Origin of the sequence: Muriicola sp. Z0-33 (genome assembly GCF_026126425.1) — a bacterium.
Classification (GTDB): Bacteria; Bacteroidota; Bacteroidia; order Flavobacteriales; family Flavobacteriaceae; genus JAFMPW01.
In genome coordinates, this window is the sequence record NZ_JAFMPW010000011.1 from 133816 (window position 1) to 151086 (window position 17271).

14 protein-coding genes are annotated in these 17271 nt (G+C 40.8%); 12 read left to right on the forward strand and 2 right to left on the reverse strand.

Annotated features, from left to right (window positions below):
- Positions 1-8: 8 nt before the first annotated feature.
- A complete protein-coding gene (locus J1G40_RS14805) occupies positions 9-623 on the reverse strand; it encodes a trimeric intracellular cation channel family protein (RefSeq protein WP_265243432.1) in 615 nt (204 codons plus the stop codon).
- A gap of 3 nt (positions 624-626) precedes the next feature.
- Positions 627-1352 carry an RDD family protein gene (locus J1G40_RS14810; RefSeq protein ID WP_265243433.1) on the reverse strand — a complete coding sequence of 242 codons (726 nt, stop codon included), beginning with the start codon at positions 1350-1352 and terminating at the stop codon, positions 627-629.
- A gap of 38 nt (positions 1353-1390) precedes the next feature.
- On the opposite strand from J1G40_RS14810, the gene J1G40_RS14815 reads away from it, so the two are divergent.
- The 12 genes from J1G40_RS14815 (at position 1391) to J1G40_RS14870 (ending at position 17250) form a co-directional block, all read left to right on the forward strand.
- Entirely contained in the window at positions 1391-2374 is a 984-nt protein-coding gene (locus J1G40_RS14815; protein ID WP_265243434.1) for a stage II sporulation protein M, read from the forward strand.
- Positions 2340-3287 (forward strand): hypothetical protein, encoded by a 948-nt coding sequence (locus J1G40_RS14820; protein WP_265243435.1) that lies wholly within the window; start codon positions 2340-2342, stop codon positions 3285-3287. The genes J1G40_RS14815 and J1G40_RS14820 overlap by 35 nt, the downstream gene beginning before the upstream one ends.
- On the forward strand, positions 3284-4009 hold the full coding sequence (locus tag J1G40_RS14825; protein WP_265243436.1) for a DUF4129 domain-containing protein: 726 nt from the start codon (positions 3284-3286) through the stop codon (positions 4007-4009). The genes J1G40_RS14820 and J1G40_RS14825 overlap by 4 nt, the downstream gene beginning before the upstream one ends.
- 1 nt (position 4010) lies before the next feature.
- Positions 4011-5216: a DUF4350 domain-containing protein gene (locus J1G40_RS14830; protein WP_265243437.1), complete on the forward strand. Its 1206-nt coding sequence runs from the start codon at positions 4011-4013 to the stop codon at positions 5214-5216.
- Positions 5217-5220: 4 nt separating this feature from the next.
- Positions 5221-6240 (forward strand): AAA family ATPase, encoded by a 1020-nt coding sequence (locus J1G40_RS14835; protein WP_265243438.1) that lies wholly within the window; start codon positions 5221-5223, stop codon positions 6238-6240.
- 21 nt (positions 6241-6261) lie between these two features.
- Positions 6262-7596 carry a DUF58 domain-containing protein gene (locus J1G40_RS14840; protein WP_265243439.1) on the forward strand — a complete coding sequence of 445 codons (1335 nt, stop codon included), beginning with the start codon at positions 6262-6264 and terminating at the stop codon, positions 7594-7596.
- A gap of 9 nt (positions 7597-7605) precedes the next feature.
- On the forward strand, positions 7606-8016 hold the full coding sequence (locus J1G40_RS14845) for a response regulator (RefSeq protein ID WP_265243440.1): 411 nt from the start codon (positions 7606-7608) through the stop codon (positions 8014-8016).
- Positions 8017-8071: 55 nt separating this feature from the next.
- Positions 8072-10267, forward strand: a complete 2196-nt coding sequence (locus J1G40_RS14850; RefSeq protein WP_265243441.1) for a M28 family metallopeptidase — start codon at positions 8072-8074, stop codon at positions 10265-10267.
- 64 nt (positions 10268-10331) lie between these two features.
- Positions 10332-13739, forward strand: a complete 3408-nt coding sequence (locus J1G40_RS14855; RefSeq protein ID WP_265243442.1) for a HEAT repeat domain-containing protein — start codon at positions 10332-10334, stop codon at positions 13737-13739.
- Between the two features lie 175 nt (positions 13740-13914).
- Positions 13915-14805 (forward strand): hypothetical protein, encoded by an 891-nt coding sequence (locus tag J1G40_RS14860; RefSeq protein ID WP_265243443.1) that lies wholly within the window; start codon positions 13915-13917, stop codon positions 14803-14805.
- Between the two features lie 110 nt (positions 14806-14915).
- Positions 14916-15353 (forward strand): PaaI family thioesterase, encoded by a 438-nt coding sequence (locus J1G40_RS14865; RefSeq protein WP_265243444.1) that lies wholly within the window; start codon positions 14916-14918, stop codon positions 15351-15353.
- A gap of 169 nt (positions 15354-15522) precedes the next feature.
- Positions 15523-17250, forward strand: a complete 1728-nt coding sequence (locus J1G40_RS14870; protein WP_265243445.1) for a hypothetical protein — start codon at positions 15523-15525, stop codon at positions 17248-17250.
- The last annotated feature ends 21 nt before the right edge of the window (positions 17251-17271 follow it).

The following is a 17271-nucleotide window of genomic DNA, read 5'->3' on the forward strand; positions in this document are numbered from 1 at the left end:
GTTTTAATCTAGTTACGATCTTTACTGTATACGCTAGGTAAGGCAATCTTAAACCTTACGGCCAGTAAACGAATACCAATTACAATTAGTATAGCCACCGCATAGGCGTACTGGTCATCAAATGGTAGTTTTCTCAAAAAGAAATAAGACGTCCCTCCCAGAATGCAGGCTGTGGCATAGATTTCCTTTCTGAAGATAACAGGAATTTCATTGCAAAGTATATCCCGAATTACTCCGCCAAAACTAGCTGTTATGGTCCCCAGGGCAATGCACATTAAAGGAAGCATTTCAGCAGCCAGCCCTTTTTCTATGCCCACCAGGGTGTACAACCCTATCCCTATAGTATCAAATAAAAAAAGAGAAGTCCTTAAATATTTGAGTTGGTTTCTAAATAAAACAGCCAAAACCACTGTCCCGATAATAACAAAGACATATATATTGTCTCGCATCCAAACCACCGGGGTGTTCCCAATAAGTAAATCCCTAAGTGTGCCCCCACCTACAGCTGTGACAAAGGCTATAATGAAAACCCCGAAGATATCCAGTTTCTTCTCCATAGCAACGAGCACACCCGAAATGGCAAAAGCAATAGTCCCTAAAATATCAATGGTAAAGTAAAACACAGCTTACAGTTTTTGGGTGTAAAAATTATAGTCCTTTAAGACGGTCTCGAGATATTGTGCATCATAAAGTTCAGAGTCAGACACCAATATACTTTCCACTTTTACACGTAAAGCCTTCATGGTCTTATAATCCTTGCTATCCCTGGCAATTCTATAGGTATCTTTTATTAATCGGACATCCTTGTCTGTCAGCATGGTAACATTTGTAAACTTTGGCATATAAGTATCTTCCACTTCTTCCAGGATGGTGTGGCTCACTTTCGTTTTGTTTTTTGTACTAATTACAACGGTCCCGGCGGCCGCATCACCCAAACGTTGTCTTTTATCCGAAAACAAAATAGAAAGTAATCCTACTGATCCCAAAAATAACCAGATATCTACCAGTCTTAGCATCCAGCGCACCAGATAATTACTCCAGTGCACCGGGGTCCCGTCTACACGGACTACCCTCATTTTAAGCAATAATTTACCTACCGTCCGGCCGTTGAAAAGGCTATGCATAATTAAACTATAGAACATTGCCGGCAAGAATATCAAACTCATTAGTCCTCTTTGGGTCCAGGTATCCTCATAAATATATCCTATAGCCTTGCCAATATACTGAACAAGGATCAGATATAGATAAAGTATAAATCCGTCTATTAAAAAAGCAACTATTCGTTCACCAATACTGACTATTTTATAATCTAAATAGACATTTTGCGTTGTATTGATTTGAAGGTTGGACATATTAGTCTTAATTTTAATAGTGAAACCAAATTCTCACAATGCGCGAAGCCGCTTTTGTAAAGCAAAATAAAGAAAAATGGATAGCTTTCGAAAAGGCCATCACCCTTAATGCCAACATTAGTCCGGATGAACTCGCAGATGGTTATATCCACCTTACCAACGATTTGGCTTATGCACAAACCTATTACGCAGAAAGTAAGACATTATTGTATTTAAATTCCCTGGCTTCTCTTGCACACCAAAAGATTTACAAAAACAAAAAGGAAAACAGAAATCGGATCGTTGATTTTTGGAAAACAGAATTTCCATTGTTTTTTAAACAGTACCATAGAACATTGGGCATTGCCTTTTTAATTTTTGCATCGGCAACTGCCATAGGCAGCATATCTGCATTAAACGACAGTTCTTTTGTTAGGTTAATTCTGGGGGATGCATATGTCAATGAAACCCTCAATAATATTGCTGAAGGAGACCCGACAGCAATTTATAAGGGAGGAAGTGAAATTGGTACTTTTCTGGGAATTACCATAAACAATATCAGAGTGGCACTCCTGGCATTTGCCTTTGGAGTAATTACCAGTCTGGGCACCGCCTATATCCTTTTTAGCAACGGAGTAATGCTTGGAGCCTTTATAACATTTTTCTATACCCGGGATGTTTTTTTTGAAGCCAATAAGCAAATATGGCTTCATGGCACTATTGAGATCTCTGTCATTATTATTGCGGGTTGTGCCGGATTAATCATGGGAAATTCCATTTTATTTCCCAAAACATTTTCCAGACGGGTTTCCTTTATGAAAGGAGCTAAAGACGGACTTAAAGTGGTAGTAAGTACCATTCCTTTCTTTATTATAGCCGGATTTATTGAAGGCTTTATTACCCGATATTCCAATATGCCCAATTGGCTGGCATTTCTGATAATCGGATCGTCCTTAGCACTCGTCCTATATTATTATATTTTTTACCCAATAATTTTAAACAGAATTAATGCAAAACAAGCAGGACCACTATCTGGAACTTAAGGTAAATCGGGACTTTGGCGATATTATCACCTTGTACTTTGATTTCCTTAAACAGAATCTCAAAAAATTTACCAATGTGTTTATCAGCTACAACGGTATTTTTTTAATAGCCCTGCTGATTGTGAGTTATCTCCTGGTTTCGGGGTTTATTGGTATGATCACTGTTAGCAGTAATACCGCAGCAGTCGGAAGTCTTGGCGGTACGGACGATTATGTTTTTTACCTGCTGGCTGGAGGGATATTATATTTTGTTGTCTTTATCGCGGTAGCAGTATTAAATTATAGTCTGGCGGGGGCGTATATGATTAAATACGAAGAAAAAAGGGGAAACAACTTTGATAAAAAAGAAGTATGGAACTTATTTAAAAACCGCTTGGGAAGTATTGTGCTATTCGTGGTGCTGCTTATCGCCATTTATATTGCAGTCTCAATAGCCGGAGCAGTGATGTCTCTTATTCCCATACTTGGAATTTTTGCCTATTATATCCTGATATTTTTTGTACTGGCATGGTTTGGAGTTTCATTTTTCTCCATGCTGCAGGAAAACAAGGGTGTTACTGAGGCCTTTGGAGAGGGTTGGAACCTGGTCTATAAGAATTTTTGGAAATCTGTAGGAGTAAATTTTATACTTGGCTTCTTAAATGGAATTCTGGTTTTAGTGGTGATGATCATTCCCGGAGTAATTGTAGGGGTGTATACTTTTCATGTAGTAGAGAACAATGTAGATATAGATGCCGGTATCATCCCAACAGTCATATATACCCTGGGTACCTGCCTGATTTTAATAGTAGGTGTCTTTGGCCAGTGCCTCTCGCAATTTGTAAACGGAATACTCTACTACTCCCTCCATGAAAAAGCGTATAACACCAATGCCAGAAGTAAAATTGAACAAATAGGAAATTCCGAACAGTGAAAAGCAAATACCTGAGCTTATTATTCTTATTGCTATCCTTTGCCTTGTATTCGCAACAGGATACAGATACTTTGCAATTAAAGGAAGATACAGACCAGGCCATTGATCTCAGAACTTTTGATGAACAATTAAGTCAGAAGTACCAGGGCGAAGAGTTTAACTATGATGTAAGAGATGGGGAGGCACAGAACCTGATTGAGCGATTTTTGCAGTGGTTTTTTCAGACCTTAAGTGAGAATTTTGGTATAGATATTTCTCCTGAGGCTATGAAAATATTAGAATATATCATCTATATTCTTATGGGTGGCCTTGTAATATATTTACTGATGCGCTTCCTGGTAGGAGAACATGTTTCTTCCATCTTCAAAAAAGGCCCTTCTGATATCATAGACATCAACCTCTCGGAAGAACATATAGAACATCTTGATCTTAATGCATTACTCAGTAATGCCGTAAAGGCAAAAGACTTCAGACTGGCCATCAGATACCAGTATTTGAGAACATTAAAAACACTTTCTCAAAAAAGTATTATAGACTGGCACTATGAAAAAACGAATAGCGATTACCTCCGGGAAATAAATACCCCCGCAATTAAAACTTTGTTCAAGGAAGTTTCCTATTTGTACGACTATATATGGTACGGGGAGCAACCTATTGATGAAAAGATATACGGCCTTGCCGAAAACAGATTCGAGTTACTGGCAAATCAAATCCCGAACTAAATTGGACAGACGCACAAAAATTATTATCGGCCTTTTTATTGCAGTGCTCCTGGGGATCATTGTGACAGAGGTAGTGAAACCAAAACCGCTAAATTGGCGGCCTTCTTATACGGCCAATGATAAGATACCATTTGGATGCTATGTCCTCTTCCAAGAACTCCCAAATCTCTTTCCGCAAGCAGAAATTAAAAGGGCGGAAGAAACGCCTTTTAATGTTTTGTTTGAACGGGATACCATCGTGAATGCCAGTTACATTTTTATTAATTCAGCCCTTAACTTTGATGAGCAGGAGACCAACAGCTTGTTAGAATTCGTGGATAGTGGAAATGATGTATTTATGGCCGCATCATTTTTTGGTAATCCTTTATCTGATACTTTAAATCTTGAAGTATATTCAGAATATGCCGTTCAACAAGATACCATATCGCTCAATTTCACCAATGCTGCCTTTGCCAATGAAATATATTATATGGACAGGGGCCATTACAAAACGCACTTTACCAGAATTGATACGCTAAACACTACCATACTGGGTGGTTTACAGTTCAATGGCAATGATTTTATCAATGGTGGAAATACCACCAGAAAGGAAGTGAATTTTATCAAAGTGAAGTTTGGGGAAGGGCATTTTTATTTAAATACCCTTCCACAGGCATATACTAACTACTATCTATTGAATAACAATCAGCAATACGCCGCCAATAGCTTGTCTTATTTAAAACGCCAAAATGTAATTTGGGATGCCTATGAAAAAGCCGGGAGAATTATTATCACCTCACCTATGCGTTTTGTTTTAAATCAGCAGGCATTAAAGTGGGCTTATTACCTCACTATTATCGGGCTGCTGATTTTTGTCATTTTCAAAGCAAAACGCGAACAAAGGATAATTCCGATTATTGATCCCCTGCCCAACACTTCGGTCGACTTCGCAAAAACGGTCGGTGGGTTATATTACCAGCATAGAAATTATACCAATCTTATTACTAAAAAATTGAATTATTTTCTGGAATTCGTAAGAAGTCATTATTATCTGAATACCAGTACAATCACAGAAAAAACAGCAGCAGACCTGGCGGCAAAGTCCGGGAAATCATTAATAGAAACTAAGGCCCTGTTAGAGCACATTGTTTACCTTAAAAACAAGAGCTCACATACCGAAAAGGACCTTATAGCATTAAACAAAAAAATAGCATCATTTAAGCAATAATTATATGGAAGAAAATCAGGAACAAGAACAGTCAAAACCCGCGGAAAATAATCCCTTATCCTTCAGCAATAGAATAGATTTGGGCAAACTACAGACAGCAGTGTCCGAGATTAAACAAGAAATAGGTAAGGTCATCATTGGTCAGGATGATATGATAGAGTTACTGATAATTTCAATTTTGGCCGACGGGCATTCATTGATTGAAGGAGTTCCCGGAGTTGCCAAAACCGTTACCGCAAAATTACTGGCCAGGACCATGAACGTTGACTTTAGCAGGATACAATTTACGCCAGACCTAATGCCCAGTGATATTTTGGGTACTTCTGTGTTTAATGTAAAATCCTCTGAATTTGAATTTAAAAAAGGCCCGATATTCTCTAATATCATTTTAATTGATGAAATAAACAGGGCGCCGGCCAAAACCCAGGCAGCGTTATTCGAAGCCATGGCCGAAAGGCAGATTACCATAGATGGTGTATGCTATCAAATGGAGCCACCATTTCTTGTTTTTGCCACTCAGAATCCCATAGAGCAAGAAGGCACCTATAGATTGCCAGAAGCCCAATTGGACCGGTTTCTTTTTAAAATAAATGTAAAATATCCTTCCCTGGAAGAAGAGGTGAAAATACTGGAAAGTAAACATCAGCAAAAAAGTTCTGAAATTGCTTCCCTGATCAGTTCTGTACTCACCGCTGATGAGATTGCAGAGTATCAAAAAGCTATAAGGCAGGTTTTGATAGAAGACAATTTGCTAAAATATATTGCTGCCATAGTAGACGATACACGTACCAATGCCAATTTATATCTGGGGGCTTCCCCAAGAGCTTCTATTGCAATTATGGAAGCTTCAAAAGCCCTTGCAGCAATACAGGGACGGGACTTTATCACCCCGGACGATATTAAAAAGGTGGCGGCACCCATATTATGCCACAGGATCATCCTTACCCCGGAAAGGGAAATGGAAGGATTTACAGCGGAAAAAGTTATACAGCAAATAGTAGATAGCATTGAAGTGCCAAGGTAAGATGGTGTACAGCAACTAGGAATGAAACAACTCTTTAAAAATACCTATTTGGAAGAACGATTCTTTGTCGTTCTCATCCTTATTATAATTGGATTTGTGATATCATATATTTATCCCAATCTAATTGGAGTGGTCACCTTTGTATTCTACCTGTTTATTACCTTAACCCTTATCGACGCTCTTCTTATTTATTCTCAAAAAAAGGGCATTTCTGGTGAGCGAATTGTACCGGAGAAACTTTCGAACGGCGATATAAATGAAATTAAAATCCGGCTTATTAACAGCTATTCTTTTAGAACAGCGACAAGAATAATTGACGAAATCCCCCATCAATTTCAGAAACGAGATTTTGAAATTAAAACAGCTTTGAAGGTAAAAGAGAATAAATTTTTTCGTTATGAGTTACGGCCTACAGAGCGCGGGTTATATGCCTTTGGTAATCTGATTGTTTTTGCCACATCACCCCTTGGGTTGCTGGCTAGAAAGTACAGTTTTGACAAGGCTCAGGAAGTACCGGTATACCCTTCTTTTTTGCAGCTTCGAAAGTACGATTTGATGGCGTTCACCAATAGATTGTTCGAATATGGCCTCAAAAAGATCCGACGTATAGGACATACCATGGAATTTGAACAGATTAAGGAATACGTACAGGGCGACGATATTCGCAACATAAACTGGAAGGCCACCGCCAAGAAAAGCCAGTTGATGGTGAATCAATATCAGGATGAGAAATCGCAACCCATATATTCTATAATAGACAAAGGTAGGGTAATGAAAATGCCCTTCGAAGAATTAAGCCTGCTGGATTATGCCATTAATGCTACCCTCGTTATTAGCAATATTGCTATAAAAAAACAGGATAAGGCAGGAATGTTCTCTTTTAGCAATGGCGTAGAAAACAGGGTTGTGGCAGATCGGCGAAGCTCTCAAATGAACATAATCCTTGAAACCCTTTACAATTTACAAACCGGATTTGTTGAAAGTGATTTCAGCCGGTTATATATAGATATAAAACGCCATATTACCCACAGAAGCCTATTATTACTTTATACCAATTTTGAAACGTTAGATAGCCTGCACCGCCAACTCCCCTATTTACTTGCTATAAGTAAACAACACCTACTGGTTGTAATCTTCTTTGAAAATACAGAGCTTACCGCCTTTGCGGAAAAGAAGGCCGATACTGTACATCAGATATTTCAGCAAACTATTGCTGAAAAATTCGTCTATGAGAAAAAACTTATAGTCAATGAGTTAAAAAGGCATGGCATACAAACCATCCTTACCAAACCCCAGGATCTTACGCTAAAGACCATTAACAAATATCTTGAAATTAAAGCCAGAGGGCTTTTGTAAACAAATATTATGAAGCAGGCCATTGATTGTATTTTACTGGTAGATGATGACAGCCCTACCAATTTCATTCATGAAACGCTGCTTAAACAATTTGTTGGTCCAAAGGAAATTGTGAGCGTCGAAAACGGTCTCAAAGCGCTGGAATATTTACAATCGGGAGATAAAGGATATTTTCCGAAACCAGATCTTATTCTACTGGATATAAATATGCCTGTTATGAATGGTTGGAAATTCCTGGAAAACTATCAGTTATTAGAGAAATCGCAGCAGGCAGCTAAATTAATTTTGATGCTTACCGCTCCATTAAGTCCTGAGCAAATGTCCAAAGCCAGGGCTAATCCTCTTATTGATGGATTTATGAATAAACCCCTGAACACCGCCATGGTTAAAAAATTGTATAAGCAGTATTTTGACCGGTAACAATTACCGTTAAACATTTAAAAAATGCTATCTTGATGGGCTTAAATCTAACCCTATGAAGCATTTCATTTTTACTGCTCTATTAATACTTCTTTTAACCCCCTGTCAGGCCCAGAAAATAATTGGTTTTAAAACGGCCAATACTTCCAAACAACTGTCATTGGAAAAGGCTTTCGAAGATAAAATTTCAACAACCAATTTAGATGCCTGGATGAAACGAATGTCTGCAGAACCGCATTGGGTAGGTACAGAATATGGCAAAAAAAATGTTGATTGGATGGCCAAGCAATTTAAATCATGGGGATATGACACAGAAATAGCCACCTATTATGTTCTTTTTCCCTATCCAAAAATTCGGGTGCTAGAGCTGAAGTCTCCTACTTCCTATACTGCTAAATTAACCGCTGTACCCGTTGAAGGGGATACTTATACCGAGCAGGGTAGCGCTTTACTTCCCAGTTACAATGCATTCTCTACCGATGGAGATGTAGAAGCAGAATTGGTTTTTGTAAATTATGGCATCCCGGCAGATTATGAGGAATTAGAGCGTCGGGGGATAGACGTTAAAGGCAAAATTGTTATTGCCAAGTACTACGGCTCCTGGAGAGGGATAAAACCCAAACTAGCCGCCGAGAAAGGTGCTATTGGCTGCATTATTTATTCGGACCCCAAAGATGATGGCTATGTAATGGGGGATGTTTACCCTAAAGGAGCATTTAAAAATAAGACGGGTGTTCAACGCGGATCTGTAATGGATATGCCTCTGTACCCGGGTGATGTGCTCACCCCCGGATATGCAGCTACCAAGGATGCGAAAAGATTAGAACGCAGCAAAGCACCCACAATTACCAAAATACCTGTTTTACCCATTTCATATGAAGACGCACAACCTCTTTTGAAAGCGCTTGAAGGGCCTGTGGCCCCTAATGCATGGAAGGGAGGCCTCCCAATAACATATCATATTGGCCCCGGCCCGGCTAAAGTGCATCTAAAACTAGAATTCGACTGGCAACTACAACCTGCCTATAATGTCATTGCAAAATTAAAGGGAACAGATTTTCCCGATCAATGGGTAATACGGGGAAATCATCACGATGCCTGGGTGCACGGAGCTGCAGATCCGGTAAGTGGGATGGTAGCCCTAATGGAAGAAGCCAGAGCCATAGGCGAATTGGCAAAGAACGGACAACGTCCTAAAAGGACGCTGGTGTACTGTGGTTGGGATGCTGAAGAACCCGGCTTAATTGGTTCTACTGAATGGGTAGAGGATCACAAACAGGAATTGCAGGAAAAAGCGGTAGCCTATATTAATACAGATGGAAACGGCAGAGGTTTTCTCAGCTCCGGAGGTTCGCATAGTTTGCAGGCCATGGTATCAGAAGTTGCAGAAGCGGTTATTGACCCGCAAAAGAACGTATCCGTAAAGGAGCGAAGAATAGCTAGAGATCTCACTAATGGTGGGAATGATAAATTTGAATTATATGCCCTTGGTTCTGGCTCGGACTATACCCCATTTATTCAACATGCTGGAATTGCATCCTTGAATTTAGGTTTTGGGGGTGAAAATGCCGGAGGTGAATACCACACTATTTACGATACTTATGCACATTATAAAAGGTTTAAAGATCCGGAATTAGCCTACGGAGCTACCCTGGCCAAAACCGCCGGAAGAATTGTACTAAGACTGGCCAATGCAGATGTATTGCCATTTGAGTTTAAACAGTGGCACAGTACTGTTTCCGAATATCTGGAAGAAATTATGACGCAGTGCGACAAAATGAGAAAGGAAGCCGATAAACACAATAGCCTTTTGGAAAAAAATGTATTTCAACTGGCGGCAGACCCTACTAAGCCTTTTACCCCACCGGCCAAAAAAGCTTCAGTTCCCTACCTGGATTTTTCGCCTTTGCAAAATCAACTGGCTGTCCTAGAAAAAAGTATCCATGCCATCTCGCTTAAAAATTTCAATGAACTCCCGGCAAAGCAACGGTCGGAGCTGAATGCCCTTTTATTAAAATCCGAGCAAACCCTGACAGATGATAGCGGTTTGCCCAGAAGAGGTTGGTATAAACATCAGATCTATGCCCCCGGATTTTATACCGGATATGGAGTTAAAACACTACCCGCTGTCAGAGAAGCAATAGAACAGGAAGCCTGGGAAGAGGCACAGCAACAAATAGTAAAACTAGCCGGTACCTTCAGAAATTTTAATACCCATCTGGAAAACATACTCAGCATTAGTGGAAAATAATATAATCATCCTTTTTAACCAGAAGTACAGACCAAGAAGATCACAACCTAACAAATCCAAAAAGATGAACATCAGAAAACGGAATCTCCTCAGTTATTTAGTAATTGTAATTGCTTTTATTGCGATTTCCTGCAACAGGAAGTCGGATATTCCAATAGAAATACCATTGGCCAAAGAACAAGATTCAATAACAGCCAGGAATTTAGCATTGGAAAGCAGGGGAAATATTGCACCAAAAATTGCAGAGGGCTTAACCCTCAGCTTATGGGCCTCAGATTCATTGGCACCCGATCCCATCGCATTAAGCATAGACGATGAGGGCAGTCTATATGTAACCAGAACTAACCGCCAGAAAAACTCCGAATTTGATATCAGGGGATACCGCGAGTGGATGACACCGTCAATTTCGTTGCAAACTGTTGAGGACAGAAGGGCATTTCTTAGGGAAACATTCGCCCCCGAAAAGAGTGAGGAAAATGAGTGGTTTCCAGATCTGAACAACGATAGTATTCACGACTGGAAAGACCTTACCGTAGAGAAAGACGAAGTCTGGAAAATCCAGGATAGGGATGGCGACGGGATTGCAGATATTTCCACCAGGATTTTAGAAGATTTTAATGAGGAGATTACTGATGTCGCAGGAGCTCTTCTGGTTCGCGATGATGATATGTTTGTTGGTATTGGTCCGGATATGTGGCGTTTGTGGGACACGAATGGAGATGGTGTAATGGACACTAAGAAATCTCTTGCCCATGGCTTTGCAGTACATATTGGATTTGGAGCCCATGGAATGTCTGGAGTTATTGAAGGCCCGGACGGTAAAATATATTGGGGTATTGGGGATATCGGTGCCAGCATTACCGCTCTTGATGGTAGTAAACACCATTATCCAAACCAGGGAATGATAGTAAGGTGTAACCCGGATGGGAGCAATTTTGAAGTTTATGCCAGAGGCCTCAGAAACACCCATGAGTTTGTATTTGATGCCTATGGGAACCTTATCTCTTCGGACAATGATGGTGATCACAGGGGTGAAAGTGAACGACTAGTACATATCGTTGAAGGTTCTGATGCCGGTTGGCGTGCCAATTGGCAGTATGGAAAATACACAGATCCAAAGAATAATAGTTACAAAGTTTGGATGGATGAAAAGCTGTACCTCCCGCGTTGGGAAGGACAGGCAGCTTACATTATTCCACCTATACAAAATTATCACAACGGCCCAACAGGAATGGTGTACAACCCGGGAACAGCGCTGGGAAAAGATTGGTTAAACCAGTTCTTTCTGGTAGAATTTATAGGAGATCCCAACAGGTCGCATATCTGGAGTTTTGGACTAAAACCTAAAGGGGCCTCTTTTGAACTGGATAATGAAACCGATGTACTAAGCGGAGTATTACCAACCGGCATTAGGTTTGGCCCGGATGGCGCTTTATATCTGGCAGACTGGGTGAATGGCTGGGGAACCAAAAACTACGGAAGGGTATGGAAACTGGATGTGGAAGAAGATAAAAAAGATCTGGAAGAAGAAAGGAAAGAGACAGAAAGACTCATGACCCTGAATTACAAAGATCAGGACACCGATGCCCTGGTAGGGTACTTAAAATACCCCGATATGCGCATCCGGCAAAAAGCCCAATTTGAATTGGCCACAAGAACATTTTGGGGGTATAGAGCGCTCAAAAATGTGATTGAAGAAGAAACGCATCAACTGGCCAGAATACATGCCATATGGGGTATAGGTCAGATTGCGGATAATAAACCAGGAAAAGCAGATCCCTTACTGGATCTTCTGTCCGATCAGGATCCCGAAATTATCGCACAGGCAGCCAAGGTCCTGGGCGATGTAAGAAATGAAGATTCCGGGCCTTTACTTTTACCCCTATTGAAGCATGAAAATCCCAGAGTGCAATTTTTCGCAGCCCAGGCACTCGGCAGAATCAAACACAAAGAGGCATTGCAACCTTTGTTAGATCTTATTGTAGCCAATAATGATGAAGACGTATACCTGAGACATGCTGCAGTTTTGGCGCTAAGCAGAATTGGAGAGGATGCGCCTATGTTAGCACTTGTAAACAATGAAGATCGCAGTCTGCGAATAGCGGCAGTATTGGTATTAAGACGACTTCAACATCCCGGCGTGGCAGAATTCTTAAATGATGAAGAGGAGTACATTGTAGCAGAAGCAGCCAGGGCAATTAATGACGATTGGTCTATAGAAGCAGCATTGCCTCAGTTAGCATCCTTGCTCACCCAGACAAGATTTAGTTCAGAACCTGTTCTTAGGAGAAGTATAAATGCAGCACTACGAGTTGGCGGTGATACAGAACTTACCAATCTCATTGATTTTGCAAAAAGAAAAGATATCTCGGGAAATCTAAGGGGTGAAGCATTGGCCACTATTGGAAGTTGGGCTTCCCCTTCCGTGCTAGATAGGGTTGATGGCCGATTACGGGGTGAAATAAAAAGAGATTCTCTCCTTGTTAAGCAAAAGATTGAAGGTGATATACCCGAATTCCTTAGAGATCAGGATGAAAACATGATCATTGGGGTCACCAAGGTGTTGAGCAATCTGGGGATTGATGGTTTTAACTCAGCACTCAATAAAATCTTTGACACCCACAAATCTGCCGCCGTCAGGTCGGCTGTACTAGAAACGTTGGGGAGTCTCAATTATGACCAAATAGCTGCTGTAATGCAGAAGGGAATGAGAGATAAAGACCAGGGGGTCAGGGCCGCTGCCCTGGGGCTTATTCCTCAATTAGATATCAATAAAACCGAGCTACTTGGTATTGTAAGGCCAATTTTTAATACCGGTTCTACCAGGGAACAGCAAAGAATGTTAGGCGTTCTTGGTGATATGCCAATAAGCAAAAGTGAATCTGTTCTTAGCGATCTGATAAAAAGAGCCGGTCGCGATCAGTTAGAACAAGGGATTATCTTGGATCTTATTGAGGCCGTAGAGGCAACAACTTCAGATCCACTGATTGCCCAGTTGGGCGCATTAAAGAAAGGAGGGCATACCGTAGAAGCATATGAAGAAACACTTTATGGTGGTAACAGGAGACAAGGGTATTTCGTGTTCCAGAATAACCCAACGGCCCAGTGTGTTAGATGCCATGCCCTTGGAGGTACAGGAGGTACCGTTGGGCCACCTTTAGATAATATTGCCAATGTACTTAGCAGGGAACAATTACTGGAATCGCTTATTGAACCAGGTACGCGTCTGGCGCCAGGGTACGGCTCCGTGCAACTCACCCTAACTGACGGACAGGAAGTGAGTGGCCTCCTTGTGGCTGAAGGCGATCATGAAATAATACTGAGGACCTCAGACGCAGAGCCCCTGGAAATAGCCTTGAACCGCATTGCAAAGCGCGAAAACATGCCTTCTGCCATGCCGGCAATGGGGCGTTTGATCACCAAAAGGGAACTGCGTGACTTAATTGAATTTTTAGCGAATTTAAAAGAATAAGTATTTAGAGTTTTGTACGGTGCTATTGTTAACTATAGCGGTCTTTTGGAAATATTTGAGTGTATAATAATGTGTGTAGGTTGCCAGGATATAGCAGCTATAGATGTTAATCTTCGGAATTAAATCATTATCTTTTAATTCCCTCCGATAACAGCAACCACTAAAACCAACCAAAATGAAACGAAGAACATTTACCAGATTAAGCGGCCTGGCAGCAGTAGCCGTAAGCACTACGGGATTTATCAAATACAATGGCAAGTCGTACGTCGGAGACTGTGAAACCACTTCTGATATCCTTGGTCCGTTTTACCGGCCAGGCAGTCCGGAAAGGAACAACCTGGTCGTTGAAGGAGCACCCGGGCAATTGACCCAACTCTCAGGAATCATCAGACATAAAGATTGCACCACGCCCTATGTCGGTGCTAAGGTTGAATTATGGCACTGTTCGGCCACAGAAGTGTACGATAATGAAACCGATGAATTCAGGTATAGAGGCACCACTTATTGCGACGAAAATGGCAAATACGAGTTTACCACTCAGATGCCAGTGCCTTATGATGCAGGCGGCGGAAATTACAGACCTGCACATTTTCATTTGCTAATTTCTGCACCGGGATATCAAAGCCTTATTACGCAGATCTACTTTGTTGGGGATCCCTATCTGAAATCTGATGATTCCTCGGCCGATGTTGCCGCCAAAAACAGGATTTTAGAGGTCAAGGACAAAAATGGAGTAAAACAGGTCTCTTTTGACTGTAATATGAATGACGAATTGAAAGCGTCTTTCAGTGCCATTGATAAGATTACCGGAACCTATAATCCGGAAGGCAAAGGTGGTAAACTTACCTTCTTTGAACACAATGGATTGCTTTGCAAAAAAAATGAAGTTTTTGGTCAGTACTACCAATATATTGGCAATAACGAATTTGCTTATAGTGGTATGCCAGCGGGCATGGAAGATAAGTTGCACTTTGAACTAAAAGCCAATGGCGATATTACCCTAACCAGAAGTACCAAAAGGGGAGCATCTGGCAATAAAAAAAGTAAAGTCTATCAGAAAATATAAATTTCGTATCTACATATATTTAAATGGGATTCCTGCAATTTGTTTCCGTCCTTTTTTTGATAGGTTTCACTGAAAAGGATTAATTTAACGAATACCAATTTCCTGAACCCATGAATAAAATATTAGCGTACTTAAAAGCCTCTGTTGGAAAGGAGGTTCTGTCTTCCCCTTCCCCATTGATTAATGGGCTAAACGCAAAAGTGCTGAGGGTTGAAGAAGGACATCTGGAATTCTCCTATGTGGTGACTGAGGAAATGACCAATCCACTGAAGATTTTGCACGGTGGAACCACTGCGGCCATAATAGACGAAATAGTTGGGGCCACGGTATTTACCCTTGATAAATCACATGTATATACTACTGTAAATCTGGCAGTAGACTATTTTAGCAAGGCCGGTATAGGGGAGACGATTATTGCTATAGGAACTATAATTAAAGCTGGAGACAAAATAATAAACGCCCAGTGCGAGGTTTGGAACGAAGACAGATCCAGAATGATTGCCAGGGGATATTCCAATCTGATGAAGTCTGCATATGAAAATAACTAGGCATAAAGCAGTGGTATATTCCGATAGTAACCGGTCTTAAATTAATTAGGCCAAGCAAAAATTAAAAATTACATTTTAGTATATTAGTAAGCCGTATAAGCCAGGGCTATTGTATTTACTGGCTGTAGCTCCCCCGTTTTTTAATAGGTTTAATATTTAGAACAATACCATGAAAACCAAAATTCAATTTGCAATAGTAGCAGTATTGCTATGTGCAATTATTTTTTTAATTCCTAAATCCCGGGAAAACGACACCAAAAAAATACAGACTGCCTCCTTTGGCAGTATAAAATGTACAGTAGCCAAATACCTGCTTTCTGATGTGGATACCACAAAACAAATATCACCATTATTCGAAAATTTGGGTAACCTGCATTCGGCTATTTCTACCAGGGAAGCACTTGCACAGACCTTTTTTAATCAGGGTTTAAAGCTGACATATGCCTTTAACCATGCCGAAGCGCACAGGTCTTTTATGGAAGCATCCCGTTTAGATCCGGATGCCGCGATGACCTATTGGGGACAGGCCTACGCCTTAGGCCCCAATATTAATGATCCCTTGCCAGATGATGAGCGCAAAACAAAATGCAACGAAGCTCTTGCAAAAGCAGTAAAACATTCAAAAAATGCTACCATAAAAGAGCAGGCAATAATAAAGGCCTTAAGTTCTCGGTACAGTGAGGATTTAGGAGCAGATGTCGCTAAACTTAATGTGGCTTACATGAAGGCCATGGAAGGTGTTTTGGAAAAATTCCCGGAAGACGCTAATGTTCAGGTATTATATGCGGCAGCTGTAATGAATACTGTACCATGGAACTATTGGGATGCTCAGGGGAATCCTTCTCCTAATATATCAGAGGCAAAAGCTGCTTTGGAAAAGGCTATGGAAATTAATCCGGATCATCCCGGAGCACATCACTATTACATCCATATGGTAGAATTACCAAAACCAGATCTTGCTGTTCCAAGCGCCGATAAATTAGGAGCTTTGATGCCGGCTGCTGGGCACATTGTACATATGCCATCACATATATACATTCGTGTGGGGCGTTATAAAGATGCAGTAACCGCAAACCAGGCTGCAATTCTTGCGGACGAAGACTATATTTCTCAATGTTATTCGCAAGGGATGTATCCTTTGGGGTATTATCCTCATAACATTCATTTCTTGTGGTCTGCTGCCAGCTTATTGGGTTCTAGTGAAATTGCTATTGATGCTGCAAAAAAAACAGCCGAGAAAGTGCCCACCGGGGAATTGATTACCCTGCCATTTTTGCAAGATTTTGCTTCCACTCCCTTATTGGCATATACCCGGTTTGGCAAATGGAATGATATCCTCACCATTCCTGCACCCAATCCTGAAATTAAACATCTCAACCTGATAAGGCATTATGCCAGGGGTATTGCTTTTATAAGAAAGGGTAATGCCAAGGAAGCACAGGAAGAGTTAGATGCACTCAGGGCGATGAAAGATGATGCTGATCTTGAAGATATTGTTGCTACAGCTCATAATCCGTCTTCCAATATTGCGAAAATTGCATATGAGGTGGTAGCGGGGGAGTTAGCCGCGCTTAATGGAGATCTGTCCAAGGCTGCCGAACATTTAAAAAGCGCTGTTGAAGGGGAAGATAATTTAACCTATACCGAACCTGCGGCCTGGCATATTCCCACCAGGCAAAATTTGGGTGCAATTCTCATGAAAGACAAGAAATACTCTGAGGCAGAAAAAATATACAAAGAGGATCTGGAAGTACTTAGACAAAACGGCTGGTCATTAATGGGTTTGTATCAGAGTTTAAAAGCACAGGGTAAACTGGAGGAAGCCAAAGCCGTTAAGGAAGAATATAATAAGGCCTGGGCAGATGCAGACGTGGAACTAAGCACTTCAGTATATTAAGCCAGAACCTAACAATATTTA